The organism is Mucilaginibacter gotjawali, assembly GCF_002355435.1.
In the GTDB taxonomy this organism is placed as follows: Bacteria; Bacteroidota; Bacteroidia; order Sphingobacteriales; family Sphingobacteriaceae; genus Mucilaginibacter; species Mucilaginibacter gotjawali.
The window spans coordinates 1,416,149-1,431,632 of the sequence record NZ_AP017313.1; the positions used below are offsets into that span (position 1 = coordinate 1,416,149).

At 44.4% G+C, this 15,484-nt stretch carries 12 protein-coding genes; 9 read left to right on the forward strand and 3 right to left on the reverse strand.

The window, feature by feature from the left end:
- Nucleotides 1–94 precede the first annotated feature (94 nt).
- On the forward strand, nt 95–544 hold the full coding sequence (locus MgSA37_RS06505) for a DUF1569 domain-containing protein (RefSeq protein WP_096350567.1): 450 nt from the start codon (nt 95–97) through the stop codon (nt 542–544).
- A gap of 69 nt (nt 545–613) precedes the next feature.
- Here the strand turns inward: MgSA37_RS06505 and MgSA37_RS06510 are convergent, their stop codons facing one another.
- The gene (locus MgSA37_RS06510) at nt 614–2,521 is read right to left on the reverse strand and encodes a class II glutamine amidotransferase (protein WP_096357310.1); all 1,908 of its coding nucleotides are present in this window, start codon (nt 2,519–2,521) and stop codon (nt 614–616) included.
- Between the two features lie 205 nt (nt 2,522–2,726).
- Here MgSA37_RS06510 and MgSA37_RS06515 point away from each other — a divergent pair, with 205 nt between their 5' ends.
- The 7 genes from MgSA37_RS06515 to MgSA37_RS06545 all read left to right on the forward strand — a co-directional run bounded on the left by MgSA37_RS06515 (nt 2,727) and on the right by MgSA37_RS06545 (nt 9,437).
- A complete protein-coding gene (locus tag MgSA37_RS06515; RefSeq protein ID WP_096350568.1) occupies nt 2,727–3,581 on the forward strand; it encodes a sugar phosphate isomerase/epimerase family protein in 855 nt (284 codons plus the stop codon).
- Between the two features lie 160 nt (nt 3,582–3,741).
- Complete coding sequence (locus tag MgSA37_RS06520; RefSeq protein ID WP_096350570.1) at nt 3,742–4,359, forward strand: TetR/AcrR family transcriptional regulator; 618 nt, start codon at nt 3,742–3,744, stop codon at nt 4,357–4,359.
- A 12-nt stretch (nt 4,360–4,371) separates the two neighbouring features.
- Entirely contained in the window at nt 4,372–5,127 is a 756-nt protein-coding gene (locus MgSA37_RS06525) for an outer membrane lipoprotein-sorting protein (RefSeq protein WP_096350572.1), read from the forward strand.
- Nucleotides 5,127–6,344, forward strand: a complete 1,218-nt coding sequence (locus tag MgSA37_RS06530) for an ABC transporter permease (RefSeq protein WP_096350574.1) — start codon at nt 5,127–5,129, stop codon at nt 6,342–6,344. Before MgSA37_RS06525 ends, MgSA37_RS06530 begins: the two co-directional genes overlap by 1 nt.
- A gap of 2 nt (nt 6,345–6,346) precedes the next feature.
- Nucleotides 6,347–7,561: an ABC transporter permease gene (locus MgSA37_RS06535; protein WP_096350576.1), complete on the forward strand. Its 1,215-nt coding sequence runs from the start codon at nt 6,347–6,349 to the stop codon at nt 7,559–7,561.
- Between the two features lie 5 nt (nt 7,562–7,566).
- Nucleotides 7,567–8,253 (forward strand): ABC transporter ATP-binding protein, encoded by a 687-nt coding sequence (locus MgSA37_RS06540; protein WP_096350578.1) that lies wholly within the window; start codon nt 7,567–7,569, stop codon nt 8,251–8,253.
- The gene (locus MgSA37_RS06545; protein ID WP_096350580.1) at nt 8,250–9,437 is read left to right on the forward strand and encodes a hypothetical protein; all 1,188 of its coding nucleotides are present in this window, start codon (nt 8,250–8,252) and stop codon (nt 9,435–9,437) included. The genes MgSA37_RS06540 and MgSA37_RS06545 overlap by 4 nt, the downstream gene beginning before the upstream one ends.
- A gap of 377 nt (nt 9,438–9,814) precedes the next feature.
- Here the strand turns inward: MgSA37_RS06545 and MgSA37_RS06555 are convergent, their stop codons facing one another.
- Nucleotides 9,815–11,464 carry a hypothetical protein gene (locus tag MgSA37_RS06555; protein ID WP_096350584.1) on the reverse strand — a complete coding sequence of 550 codons (1,650 nt, stop codon included), beginning with the start codon at nt 11,462–11,464 and terminating at the stop codon, nt 9,815–9,817.
- 271 nt (nt 11,465–11,735) lie between these two features.
- Between MgSA37_RS06555 and MgSA37_RS06560 the strand changes: the two genes are divergently transcribed.
- Entirely contained in the window at nt 11,736–13,040 is a 1,305-nt protein-coding gene (locus MgSA37_RS06560; protein ID WP_096350586.1) for a Gfo/Idh/MocA family protein, read from the forward strand.
- A gap of 240 nt (nt 13,041–13,280) precedes the next feature.
- Here MgSA37_RS06560 and MgSA37_RS06565 read toward each other — a convergent pair whose 3' ends face one another.
- A complete protein-coding gene (locus MgSA37_RS06565) occupies nt 13,281–15,257 on the reverse strand; it encodes an amidohydrolase family protein (RefSeq protein ID WP_096350588.1) in 1,977 nt (658 codons plus the stop codon).
- Nucleotides 15,258–15,484 lie beyond the last annotated feature (227 nt).

Consider the following 15,484-nt stretch of genomic DNA (forward strand, 5'->3'; position numbering starts at 1 on the left):
AGTCTTAAGTCTTAAGCGGGATGGCTATGGCTTACTCACCACTCACCGTTCACAATAATTTTCCCGGTATATTTATCTCTAAATAAACCAATTCATGAAAAGTATCTTCAATTTGAATGACAACAAGGAGTTTATTGCACGCATAAATAAACTTACTCCTTCAACAACCGCTTTATGGGGCAAAATGAATGTATCGCAAATGCTTGCGCATAGCCAGACGACGTTAATGTTAGCTTTGGGCGAAATGAAGATGAAACGCGCCTTTATCGGCCTGATATTCGGTAAACTGGCCTTGAAGAAAATTTTGAATGACAACGAGCTTGACAAACACCTCCCGACTTTTAAGGAAGCTAAAATTACTGATCAGCGAAATTTTGAAGAAGAGAAAGCCAAATTGATAGGCCTTTTAAAACGTTTCCGGAAAGCCGGACCTGATGGCCTGGCGAAAGACCCCCATCCATTTTTTGGCGCACTGACGCCAGATGAATATGATAGGATGAATGCCAAACACCTTGACCACCATTTAAGGCAGTTTGGTGTGTGAATTAGTTCATAGTTGATGGTTCATAGTTCATAGCAGTGTTTTAGCCATGAACCATGAACTATCAACTTCTTACATATACCCTCTCTGGTTTTTCCCTTCCATCCAGTTCACAAAGGCGCGGTTTACTACTTTGTTACCACCGGGGGTAGGATAATTTCCACTGAAATACCAGTCGCCTGCATGATCGGGGCATGCTTTGTGCAGGTTATCAAGGGTTTGGTAAAGTACTTTAACCTCGCATTTTATTTCTTTTGGGGTGATGATCTTTGCAATCCTGTCTGATATTTCCTGGTCAGTAAACGGCTCATAAATTGCCTGCACATAATTTACCACTTTTTCCTTTGGCAACCCGGCGCTGTCTTTACATTTCTGGTAAACACCCAGGATGATATCTTCCTTACCGGCATCTTTTAACAGGCTGATTGCGGCTTCAAAAGCAACAAACTCGCCCATGCGCGACATGTCGATCCCATAACAATCAGGATAACGGATCTGCGGGGCAGACGAAACCACCACGATTTTTTTAGGGCCAAGCCTGTCTAATATTTTAAGGATACTTTGTTTTAATGTCGTACCACGTACAATGGAGTCATCCAAAACCACTAATGTATCGGCGTCTTTTTTAATCAATCCATACGTGGTGTCGTAAACATGTGCCACCATTTCACTGCGATCGGCATCCTGCGTGATAAAAGTACGCAGTTTTACGTCTTTAATAGCTATTTTCTCTACGCGTGGCGCCATGCAAAGCACTTCGGTCAGTTCTTCTTCACTTATCTTGTCTTCGCGGTTTAGCAACCTGTCGCGCTGGTATTTTTTGATATATTTATGTACACCTTCTACCATGCCATAAAAAGCCACTTCGGCGGTGTTGGGGATATAACTGAAAACGGTATTTTTTACATCATGCTCAACCGTATTCAATATCTGTTCGCAAAGTAACCGGCCCAGCTGTTTACGCTCGCGGTAAATGGAGGCATCGCTTCCCCGCGAGAAATAAATGCGTTCAAACGAACACGCTTTTTTCTCCATCGGTTCGCTAAACATATCCTCAGTTACCTTTCCGTTCCTTTTAACGATAAGGGCATGGCCCGGCCTGATTTCCTTGATCTCTTCTATCGGGATATTGAACGCTGTTTGTATAGCAGGACGCTCGGAAGCGGCAACCACAATTTCATCGTTATAATAATAATAGGCTGGCCTTATGCCTACCGGGTCGCGCATAACAAAAGCGTCGCCATGGCCCAGTATGCCGGCGATGGTATAGCCACCATCCCAGTTTTTGGCTGATTTGCGCAGGATCTTGGCAACATCCATATCATTAGCGATCAGTTTGCTGATCTCGATATTATCGTCAAGACCTTCGCGTTTGTACTGATCAAACAAGCCCTGGTTTTCGGTATCAATAAAGTGGCCTATTTTTTCGAGTACGGTTACGGTGTCGGCTTTTTCTTTAGGATGCTGGCCCAGGTCGTACAACTGTTGTAACAGCTCGTCAACATTGGTCATGTTAAAGTTACCGGCTATCACCAGGTTACGGGTCATCCAGTTATTTTGGCGGAGAAATGGGTGGCAGTTTTCGATGCTGTTTTTACCATGGGTGCCATAACGCAGGTGCCCCAGTAAAACTTCGCCCATAAAACTTACATTTTCTTTCAACCACTCAGCGTCCTGCATTTTTTCGGGGGTTTCCTTCTGGATATCCGCGAATTTTTTCTGGATATACTCAAAGATGTCTGCCACCGCGTTCGATGCCATTGAACGGTGCCTGCTGATATAGCGTTTACCGGGCTCAATATCCAGTTTAATGGTTGCAACACCGGCGCCATCCTGGCCGCGGTTATGCTGTTTTTCCATTAAAAGGTAAAGTTTATTAAGACCGTACAGTGCAGTGCCGTACTTTTTCTGGTAATAAGAAAGTGGCTTTAAAAGGCGGATAAATGCCACACCGCATTCATGTTTAATCTGATCACTCATGATTGGTAATGAGCACGCAAAGGTATAATAATATTGCGAAAAATTTGAATTAACAATGTCATAAAATTGCATTAATGTTTGGGGGGAGTGATTAGTTATCAGAGACCAGAGATTAGGTGTGTTTTTTACACTTAGAGGCCGTTTAAAGCATAAAATTACTTGTTTAAATACCGTTTATTATTGAAAATATTTTTACTTTCATTGTATGAATAAATTATACGCCTCATTTTTTTTGTTATTTATTTTTTTGGGATCGGCTTGTTTCGCCCAAAATGGCAGCCCGCTTTTTACCAATGCGATAGGTGTACAGGCCTATACGTACCGTAATAGCTGGGCGGGCGGTATTGCAAAAGTACTGGACAGTGTGAAAGCGCTTGGCATAACCGAAATGGAGGGCCCTAACCCAAAAGGTATCGGCCCGGAGGAATTTAAAAAATTATTGCATGAGCGCGGTATTTTGATGCCGTCCATCGGCGCTGATTACGGGTTGATCAGCAAAGACCCTTACCAGGTGGTAACTTTAGCTAAAACATTCGGTGCAGCGTTTGTGATGGTGGCCTGGATACCGCATGGCAATACTTTTACTATTGAAGACGCCAAAAAAGCGGTTGACGAATTTAACCGCGAAGGGAAAATATTGAAAGATAATGGTATTACCCTTTGCTATCACGACCATGGCTATGAATTTGGGCCTTATGGCGATGGCACGCTGCTGGATTATATCATCCAAAACACCAATCCTGATTATGTTTCTTTTGAAATGGATATTATGTGGACCTTCCATGGCGGCGGCGATCCGGCTAAACTGCTTTATAAATACCCCACCCGCTGGAAAATGCTGCACCTGAAAGATATCCGCAAAGGCATAGCTAATGACCTTACCGGGGGCACCAGCACCCATAACGATGTGGCCTTAGGCACCGGCCAGCTGGACATCCCCGGTATATTAAGAGCCGCCAAAGCCGCAGGCATTCAACATTATTTTATTGAAGATGAAAGCCCGAACCATGCCACCCAGATACCAATTACCATAGGGTATATTAAAGGACTGAAAGAATAGATTAACAAGGAAATGCGTAGTTTTTAAACTACGCATTTCTGATTTAAATGCCGCCGCTTTTTTATTAAACAGGTTCATGAAAGTTTTTTTGCAGATATAAAAACTATATTATAATTTTACATACCGAACGGTCGGTTTTATATAAAAACGAATGTAGATTATGCCAAAGATTACCCAGGATACCCGCGCCAATATTCTGCTGACCACGCTTCAACTTTTTCTTGAAAAAGGCTACAAGAATGTTTCGTACCAGGATTTGGTTAAACATACCGGGTTATCAAAAGGTGCTATTTACCATTATTTCGAGTCGAAGGATGCTTTGCTGATCGCTGTATTTGAATTTTTGCTGGAGGCGACGAAGGAGCCTGAAAACGAAAAGCCCCATGAAATTGTAAAGGATCAGGAGTCATTTATGAAATTATTTATTGCAGGTAAGACGAAGCAGATTGACAGTTTTAAAAAATTAATGGGCAATAAACCATTGAAGTTAAACAGGCTGTTGTTTTTCTTTGAAGCGATAAGTGAAAATCAGCAATTAAAACAGATTCTGGTTGAGTTATCCAAACATGAATTAACAATACTTGAGGGTTATTTTGCCGGGCTAAACATGCACCATGCTATCCCGAAAGGAAAGGATATCCATTTACTGGCCGAAAGCCTTTACTGGATGTTGCAGGGCGGTGAAATGAGCGTGTTTTTTTTGCAGGAAGATGACTGGGAAGATGCGATCATTAAAATGTATCAAAAGACCATTACTGATTTTTTTAAAATAATTTAAGCTTTCATGCCTATGAAAACTATGCAACACATTTTAGTAACCGTCGGTTTGCTGCTTTTTGTTTCACCAGTCGTTAATGCGCAGGATGCTAAACAAATTGTAACTAAAGCCGAAGACAACATCAGGGGCCTGTCGTCCGTCACCGAAATGACGATCCAGATAAAACGGCCCACCTGGACACGTACCATGAGTATGAAGGGATGGTCGAAAGGGGAGCAATATTCCATGATTGTTGTTACAGCCCCTGCCAAAGATGCAGGCACGGTTTTTTTAAAGCGGGTTAAAGAAATATGGAACTGGCTGCCCAATATTGAAAGAGTAGTGAAACTACCGCCATCCATGATGGCCCAAAGCTGGATGGGTACCGATTTTACCAACGACGACCTAGTAAAGGCTTCATCACGTATTGATGACTATAACCATAAAATTGTTGGCGACAGCCTTATTGAGGGACGAAAATGCTGGAAAATTCAAATGATCCCCTTACCGGCTGCTGCGGTGGTTTGGAGCAAGGTAAACATGTGGATTGACCAGCGGGACTACCTTGAATTGCGGCTTGAGTTTTTTGATGAGGACAATAAACTGGTAAATGTAATGCAATGCTCGGACATCAGGACCATTGGCGGCAGGGTGATGCCTGTGAGACTGGAAATGATCCCGGTGGAGAAAAAGGGCCAGGAAACTATCATCACTTATAACAGCGCGGTTTTTAACCAGCCCATAAGCATTGATTTTTTTACTACCCAAAATATGAAAAAAGTTAAATAATGTATTTAAAACTGGCATGGCGGAATATGTGGCGCAGCAGGCGGAGAACGCTGATCACGGTGTCGTCCATTTTCTTTGCTGTTATATTTGCAATATTGATGCGGGTTGCCATTGTGGGCCTGTTTGATAAGCTAATTGCTGATACAGTTAGCATGTCAAGCGGTTTTTTACAGGTACACCATAGTGGCTATTGGGAAAATAAATCAGTTGACAGCACTTTTGAGGCAAACGCCAAACTTGAGTCGATATTGAACCATGAAAACGAAATTACCGCATGGACCCCCCGGCTGGAGTCTTTTGCGCTGGCCTCATCCGGCAACCTTACCAAAGGCATTATGGTAACCGGGATCAACCCGGCGAAAGAAAATAAAGTTTCCGGCCTTGCCAAAAAGGTCATTTCAGGGAACTATCCCGGCGAAAATGATAGCGGCATTTTACTTGCGGAAGGACTTGCCGGTTACCTGAAATTAAAAGTAAATGATACTGTAATATTGATAGGACAGGGCTACCAGGGCAATATGGCCTCGGGTAAGTATGTTATCAGGGGCATCGCCAAACTAGGCCTCCCTCAAATGAACAAGGGGATGGCCTGGCTGCCGATGGCGCCGGCGCAGGATTTTTTAAGCACAGGCGCGCGTTACACGTCGATGTCTTTATTAATAAAAGATAGGGACAAACTGGATGAACTGCAGCAACGCCTTATCAGCCAAACCAAAGGCAGCAGATACGAAGTGTTGACCTGGAAACAAATGATCCCTGAGCTTGACCAGCTTTTCCAGGCTAAAATGGCGCAGAACGTAATTATGTCGGGCGTGTTGTACATCGTTATTGCATTTGGCATATTCGGTACTATCCTGATGATGCTGAACGAACGTCTGCACGAATTCGGCATCCTCATCGCCATAGGTATGAAAAAAAAATTATTGGCTGGTGTAGTGGTTGTAGAGATGGTGCTAATGTCTGTGGCAGGTACAGTTTTGGGCGCAATTTGTGTTTATCCGGTCGTGCTCTACTACCATGTACATCCCATTAAATTGAGCGGCGATATGGCAAAAAACAGCGAACAATATAATATTGAGCCGGTAATACAAATGTCCACAAATCTGTCGCATTTCTTTATACAAGGGTATGTGGTGCTAATGATCGCCATTGTACTATCATTTTATGCCATTTTTAAGATCTACAAAATTAAAGTTATTGAAGCCATAAACAGTTGATTATGCTTTTTAAAATAGCCTGGAGAAATATTTGGAGAAACCGCACACGCAGCCTGGTGGTGATAGCTTCGGTTGCGGTTGGTTTGTTTGCGGGAATGTTTATGATGGCTTTTTTTGAAGGACTTGCCAAACAGGAGATTGACAGTACAGTTGAAACGCAACTTTCACATATCCAGCTGCACAATCCCCGTTTTAATGATGATAAGGAGGTGATTTATACCATTGCCAACGGTCAGGCGGTTGTTGCCAACATCAAAAAAAACAGAGACGTAAAGGCGGTATCCGGCCGGCTGATCACTACCGGGATGATCTCTTCTTCGTCGACGGCTTCGGGAGTGGAGATACACGGGATCATCCCGGCGGATGAAAAGGCAGTAAGCAGTATTTCAAAAGATCTTATTGAAGGGGCATATTTTTCAGGCCTTAAGAAAAACGAGATCGTTATAGGGAAAAAACTTGCCGAAAAACTGGAGGTAAGGCTGCACAACAAAATTGTGCTCACTTTCCAGTCAAAAACCGGTGAACTTACTGCAGGGTCATTCCGGATTGGTGGTATATACCGGTCACGTAACTCGAGTTTTGATGAAACGACTGTATTTACCACCTTAGATGACCTTGCCCCGCTTTTAGGAACCGGTGATGGTATCCATGAAATAGCGTTGATCCTTAAAGATGGACAAAGAGCTGCATCAGTGGTAATGGTTTTTAAAAAAGAATATCCAAACCTGCTGGTACAAACCTGGCAGGAACTTTCGCCTGAAATGGCCTTGCTAATGAACCTTGTCGACCAAAGTATGTACTACGTTATTGGCGTAATATTACTGGCCCTGATGTTCGGCATCATCAATACCATGCTGATGGCCGTACTGGAGCGGCAGCGGGAGTTCGGAATGCTGATGGCGATAGGCATGAACAAGCCGAGAGTGTTTTTTATGATCCTGTTCGAATCGGTAATGCTTACCTGTGGCGGCATCCCCGCCGGAATTTTGCTGACTGTAACCAGTGTAGGCTATCTTGCAAAACACGGTATCGATCTGTCTGCATTTTCACAGGCGTTGTCACAGTTTGGATTCAGTAATATCGTTTATCCCGAATTGGAACAGTCATCATTTGTACCGGTAATATTAATGACAGCTTTTACCGCCGTTTTATCGGCCATATATCCCGCCATAAAAGCATTAAGATTTAAACCCGCAGAAGCTATTCATAAAATTTAAGCGCCATGAGTAATATCATCGAATCACATAACCTTTTAAAAGTTTACAACCCCGATACTATTCCGGTCAATGCTGTAAATGGGGTTAACCTGCAGATTGAAGAAGGCGAGTTTACCGCCCTTGTTGGTCCTTCCGGCTCGGGTAAAACAACCTTGCTCAACCTCATTGGCGGACTGGATTATCCTACCGGCGGCGATGTGAAAATTGAAGGGGTGGACATCTCTAAAATGAGCGAAAACAAACTGATCGACTTCAGGCTTAAAAACATAGGGTTTGTTTTCCAGGCATATAACCTCATCCCGGTGCTTACTGCCAGTGAAAATGTGGAGTTTGTGATGCTGTTGCAAAAAACGCCGAAGCGGGAAAGGGAACAGCGTGCTGTTCAACTCCTTAACGAAGTGGGTTTGCAGGATAAACTGAACAAACGACCTTCCGAACTTTCAGGTGGGCAACAGCAGCGGGTGGCTGTGGCGCGCGCGCTGGCATCCAAACCAAGATTTATTTTGGCGGATGAGCCTACCGCAAACCTCGATTCAAAATCAACAGAAAACCTGCTGGAGATTATGGCTAAATTAAATGCAGAGGATAAAATGACCTTTATTTTCTCTACCCACGACCAACGCGTAATTGATAAGGCCCGCCGGGTGGTGACCCTGGTAGATGGCAAGATTGTTTCTGATGTAAAGCGATGAAAAAGCTACCGGGCATATTTACCTCAATGTTCTGTTTGCTTTGTTTGTGCAAAGCGGACGCGCAAAATGATACTTCAAAACAAGCCGTTACTGATACAGCCCAAGTACATACAGTTAAAGTTTCCGGCTACATCAAATACCTGGAGGAGGGCAGTTTTGTAAATAACCTTTCGGAGCTGAAATCCCTTGGCCTGATTCATAACCGGCTTAATTTCAAATATCAGCCGGATGACCATTTTACTTACCGGCTTGAAGTACGCAACCGGATTTATTATGGTGCATTGGTGAAGGATTACCCTGGTTTTGCCAAACTGGTGGCGGGGCAGGATGGAATCTTAAACCTTTCACGAAACTGGGTTAACAGCAATGGCGTATTATTCAACAGTACTATCGACCGTGCAAGCGCCGAGTATATCAAGGGGAAATGGGATATTACCCTGGGCAGGCAGCGCATCAATTGGGGGATCAGTACCGTTTGGACACCCAATGATATTTTTAACACTTTTAATTATTTTGATTTTGATTATGAGGAACGGCCAGGCAGCGACGCGGCGCGGGTTCAGTATAATATCAACACATCCTCTTCGCTTGATTTTGCAGTAAGCCCCGGCAGAACCACCCGCCAAAATATTGCGGCGATGATGTACCACTTTAATAAATGGGATTATGATTTTCAGGTATTTTCGGGCATCTACCAGCAAAACTTTACTGGCGGTGCCGGCTGGGCCGGTAACATCAAAGATGCGGGTTTCAAAGGCGAAGTATCGTACTTTGCATCTAACAGGGCAGACAGCGTAGCTGTAGTAGCTTCGCTTTCTGCTGATTATGCGTTTAAAAATGGCATATATGTAATGTTATCCGGTTTGTACAATAGCCTCGGTAACGACAATTTGATCAATGTTACCCAACTCACCGCGTCCACCTTATCAGCCAAAAATATTTTCCCGTTCAGGTATACTTTATTTGCCGAAACATCCTATTCCTTTTCGCCTATATTTAAAGCTTCGCTTGGGGAAATGTATTCCTTGTCGGGTAACGCATTAATCATATTGCCCACTTTTACGTATTCGATAGCGGATAATTGGGCGCTTGATTTGACAGGGCAATGTTTTTATTCACAGCAAAACGGGAGATATAAGCCATTGGGAAATAGTGTTTATTTGAGGGTGAAATGGGGATTTTAAGTAATCATTGTTGGTGATTTTGGTTTGTCAGCCAGGGTAGGAAATTTCGTCAATCCTATTCAGGAATTTTTAATTTCCATCTTTTATAAAGTACCGCCATAAGTACGATAAAACCATTTAAATAGCAGAATAACATTAACATGATCAAAAGCAGGTCGGCATGGCCGAATTCTATGTAAAATTGATGATCCCGTAAATAATGGTGCAGCTGACTCAAAAGGTCGAAATAAAAATAGATGCCGAAGAAGTAAATCAGACTAAGGACAAAAAAAACAGGCGTTTTTAATTTAATTGAACCTGCATAAAAGCCGTAAGAGAATAAAAGGAATAAAATATAGATTATACCGCAAGCCAAATACTCGTTCATTTCTTTCGTTTTATTCCACAATCACCTTATTCCCATTCTTTCTTCTCACCCATAAAACACCGCCGCCTTTTTCGAGCGCGGTCCATGCGTAGCCTTCGCCGTTAACAGTTTCTTTTAAAGGTTTATCATTCAGCAGCACTGCTGCCGGCCTGCTTTTTAGCCTGATCTCTTCGTTTCCGGTAGTGTCAAATGTCCGGTAAAACAGGCGCACCTTATTTGAATCTGCTTCGGTAAAATCAGTGCTGTAATATTTATGAAAATGGCCCTTGTAGTCAGCCTGCTGGATGACCGAGGTACTGGATAGAATGTGGTCCTCTGCCGGAGCCAGGCCGGGATAGGTGGCCATGGCACGCAAATAATGCCTCACATAATCACCATAACCGTCGGTAAGCCACGGTTCATCAAACGGGAAGCAGTTTTTTCCGTCAAAATCAACCGCATAGGTGGCCCAGTTCAGTTGGCGTAAAGCGTTATTATAATAAGACGTATCGCCCGTTAACGACCCGTATAACAACTCATCCGCACCCTGCCTTGACGTGTGGCTCTCGCCGGGAACAGGGTAGACGGATTGTTCGTTAGTGACGATCACCCCATATTTTTTCCATTTATCATTGTTAAAATTGGTATGCACCCAGCCGATGATGCTTTTTACCTCCGTTTTCCAATTCGGGAAGTACTGCGGATGTTCCATCATATAGCGCGCACAGGTCATGCCGTTGATCTGGGTTTGGCTCCAGGCGCCTACGTCTTCAAAAAACGGCCCCCAGCGGTTATTTTGGATAGGATATTTTTTGAGCCAGGCCAAAATTTTGTTCGCGCCGGTTTTATAAGCAGCAACATTGCCCCTTTTGAGTTGGATCAGGTCGAAAAATAGTTGCAGGGTTGGCGTAAGGTTGCTGGTATAACAGGCGGTATCTTTTGATTTAATGATCTCGTCATCCTGCAGTAGTGCCGTTTTTCCGGTAAAAACATTTACCTTAAAAGGAAGAGGAGAGTGTGTTGCTGTACCCGTTTTTACATTTGCCGCCAGTGTATTGGCAATCTTTATGGCAGCGTCCAGGAAAAGTGGCTCGTTTTTTATTTTGTAGGCATGCACCAGTTCCAGGCCGAACGATCCAGCTTTATCAGGCTGTGCCACCCCTTTGCCACTGCGCATATCTCCATCATATATCCCTGAATAAATAAGGGTATTATAAGGAAAAGGGATATCCGGCCATTTGCAATTTGACGGCGACATACCATGAGTTAAATAGTATTCGGCCAAAAAATAAAGGTTGTTTTTTACGTTTTCATCCCCGGTATAAGGGTAATATAGCCCCCAGGACGACATAGCCATCATAAACTGGTCGCCGCCAATGCCGCGCGGATCGTCCATATTGGGATTAAAAACCTGGTGATTCATATAGTAGGGCAGTCCGTTGGGATCCCGGCGCATATTGAACCAGAAATTCCAGATAATGTGCAAGTCATGGTCATAAGCGATGGCGGGGTCGGGATCATACCAGGGAACAATATTGCCGCTTTTATCGGTTTGGATGGGGTGGTAGATCAAAACCTCGCTTTGCTGGGCAAACAGTTCGCTTATAGTGAACGAAAAAAATAGCAATACCGGGATGATAGATTTTTTTTTTTCATTGAGCCTTGTTATGAAGATTTTCAATTGGTCCCGGTGTTTACCGGTGGGTTAAAGTTAATAATAATTTCAAAAGCCCCGGCCCATGCGATTCCCTCCCCGAGGGACAGGACAAATACGATGAGGATAAGAAAAGCCTGATCACCGAAATGCAGGATAAAGGCTATCCCGTTGGGAGGGAATCGCACAGGGCCACTGCTTTTAACGGAATCAAAAATAACAAATCAATTTTCTTTAGTTTGATGACATTCCTTTATATTTAGCCATCCCATCCCTTTAATTATTTATTAAACCAATTATGGACACTGAAAACAAACCTGCTGACGCCATCAACCGGCGTAAATTTCTCGAGAAAGCTTCGGTAATGTCTGCTTTTATGATCGTTCCGCGCTTTGTGCTCGGCGGAAAAGGCTATACGGCGCCTAGTGACCTTATCAATTTAGGCTTTATCGGCACGGGCAAACAAGCAGGGGGACTGCAGGGTTCGTTTTTTGACACGAATGAGGTAAAAATTACCGCAGCAGCGGACGTGTATGGCGCCAAACTACAGCAATTTGCTGCTCAGGTTAACCAGCGCTATGCCGCTAAAGCAGGACAAAGTAAATATGCCGGCTGCGCTACCTATGGTGATTTCCGCGATTTGCTGGCGCGAAAAGATATCGACGCAGTGGTGATCGCAGTTCCCGATCACTGGCACTCCGTTATCGCAATTTTGGCGGCCAGGGCAGGGAAAGATATTTATTGCGAAAAGCCTTTGTCCTTAACGATTAAAGAGGGACGTGCAATGGTGACAGAAACCCGGAAAAATAACCGTGTTTTTCAAACCGGCAGTATGCAGCGCTCGTGGCCCGAGTTCAGGCAGGCAGCAGAACTGGTGCGCAATGGGTATATCGGCGATATACAAACCGTAAAAGTAAATGTGGGACCGCCACCGGTACCCTATAATCTTCCGGCGGAACCAATGCCTGCCAGCCTGAACTGGGACTTTTGGCTGGGGCCGAACACTACTCAAAATTACAACCATTTTTTGGCGCCGGGCCTTACCGATGATTTCTGGGCCAAATGGCGCGACTATAAAGAGTTTGGCGGCGGGGGAATGACCGATTGGGGGGCCCACATGTTTGATATTGCCCAATGGGCCCTGGATATGGATGCAACCGGCCCAGTTTTAGTTACGCCGCCGGATAACGACCATCCATATTTAACCTACCAATATGCTAACGGTATTACCATGACCCACGAGCCGGTAAGCGGTGATAATGGTGTAACTTTTATTGGCTCAAAAGGCAATATTCATGTAGTGAGGGGGAAAATCGAAACGACACCCGAAACCCTGGCAACCAGGGTGATCAGTCCTCTTGAAAAACATGTGTATTTAAGCCTTGACCATTACAAGGATTTCCTGCAGGCCATGCGCAACCGTACTAAACCCGTAGCGGATGTGGAAATAGGCCACCGCACGGCCACTGTTTGTAATATAGGCAACCTGGCTTATGAATTAAAACGCCCGCTGCACTGGAACCCCGAAAAAGAGGAATTTATAAATGATGATGAAGCCAATTTACGTAGAGGAAGAGATATGCGGAAGGAATGGGTGGTATAAGCTGAACGAAAGCCGGGCCAAGTGCGATTCCCTCCCCGAGGGAGGGTCAATGTCATTAAGTTAAGAGAGTTTCTTTTTTTTGCCCTCTTTATCGCGTAGCGAAAGAGAGGGCGGACGAGCGTAGCAACGTCCGGGTGAGTCAACGGAGCGCGTTTATGAGCGCCATTGCCCGCTTAACTTAATGACATTGGCCCCTCCTGTTGGGAAGGAATTACTCAGGGCCACAGCTTTTGATCATCTTTATTTGCTAAACCCAACCAAACGGTGCAATTGCCCAGGGTCATAGATTTTACCTGCTTTAATCACCAGGGCAACCTTGCGGATCTCGCGGATATTGTTTAACGGATTGCCATCAATAATAGCCAGGTCGGCATGTTTTCCGGCTTCTATAGAGCCGGATACTTTATCCAATTTCATTACCCGTGCCGGGGTGATGGTTGCGGTTTGCAGGGCCTGCATAGGTGTAAGGCCGGCCTGCACATACAGTTCCAGTTCGCGGTCCACGCTATACCCGGGGAAACCCTGGTCGGTTCCGGCCACGATGGTTACACCCGCGTCAAACAGTAGCTTTGTGATTTTTACCATACTATCATATAATGGCTTAAACTTCGCGGCTCCGGTGGAATCCTGGCCGGTATCTTTAAATAAAGCCTGCAGAGGTAGGGGCAAGGTGTAAAATCCAGGTTCCATTATGGTAATATCGTCCTTTACATTACGGAAGCTCATTTCAAAAACACCAATAGTCGGGTCTATCACCACATGGTGATCTTTGATGAACTGAATGGCTGCTTTACTGGTTGAATCATCAAAATTAATGCTCCTGTCTTTGTTCCTTTTCATAATGGAATACACATATTGCACGTGGTTTACCATATCCATACCTGAATCAACGCCCTGCTGCAGCGTCATCCCTATCGGGATATGCCCGGTAACGGTTAAACCCAGGCGGTGGGCCTCATCGCAAATAGCTTTAACTATTGCCGGTTTAACCGAGCTGTAAATTTTTATCTGGACGAATCCGTTATCATAATAACGATCCACCGCTTTAACTGCTTCTTCTTTGGTATCGGCCTGGATAATGCCCAAAGCATATTGCCCTTTACCATCAATTATGCCCGCCTTTAAAATTTCGGGCCCGATGCCTTTACCGCCATCTATGGCTTTTTTTATAGAATTGATATAATCAAATTCGTTGCCGCAATCGCGTACGGTGGTTGCGCCAACTGCCAGGTAAGCAGGCCCCCATTCGGCCTGTTCAAAATGGGCGTGCATATCCCACAGGCCCGGTATAACTGTTTTGCCTTTTGCATCAATTATTTTCGCGTTCGATGGGATTTTTACCCCGCCAGCTTTTCCAACCTTTTTAATGACGCCATTTTCTATCAGCACAACTGAATTGGTTATAGTGGTTGAATTCACCACATCAACCAGGGTGCCTCCAACCACAGCAATTACTTTACTGTCCGTTTTGGCTTTCGGCATGGCTTTTTCAAAAAGCGCCATGCTATAGGTTGCTGCTTTGCTGATAAATGTGGCCAATAAATCCTCGTAAGGCGCGCGCACCATCTCCAATTTGTCAGCTTCGGCATCGTTAGTGATGAGGCACATCAGCTGCCCGTTTTTATCGGCCCATAATAATTCATTGCCCCATATCAGGCCTGCAATACTAAACCTATCCAGTACAAGTTTTTTGTTGTTAAAGGTGATCGTGTCCTCGCCCTCTTTTTTTATTTTGACTGATCCGTTGGGCAGCGTATTTATAATTGCCGGTTCGTGGTGGGTTTTCCAGTATTGCAGCAATACCTGTTGCACCGTGCCTGGGGCATAGCCCGCAACAGGGAAGGTTAAGGGTGCCAGTTGGTGTTTGTGTACGGAATCATCAACCTTTACAATCGCCTCACCGTTTACAATGCTGATGCTGTCGTTTATTGTGGCACTTCTGGCCACTCTCCCTTTAATCCATAACCTTACCGGCTCAAGTTTTGGCGTAACGGCAAGCTCTGCGTTTAATGGCACCGGCGAACCCCGGTCAACAAACTTAAAGTCGATGTTATAGGTAACCACGTTGCCCGAACGTGTGGTCCGGTAAGTCTCCTGGCCGATATGCTGTTGAAATTTGTGCAGAAAAAATGTCCCGGTATCAGCGGGTGCTTTTTCCTGGGCTTTAACTGATAGAACGGTTATTGCAAGGCATACTAAAACTAAAGTCTTTTTCATAATGATGAGCCGTAGGTGTAAGAAGCTAAGATATTGTTTTTTTTCATGCGTTCGATGTGCGGAATGTGGGGAGTTCAGCTAAATTGTATTAAAGTTGAATGTTTTTTGCGGTGATGTATTCGTAACAACAGGCCAAAGTCATCAGGTTATCAACACACCTGAACCACCCGGTGCGGATGAATAGACCTGGGACACCTGGTGCAGTAATAAATTCGGTAATTTGCTTG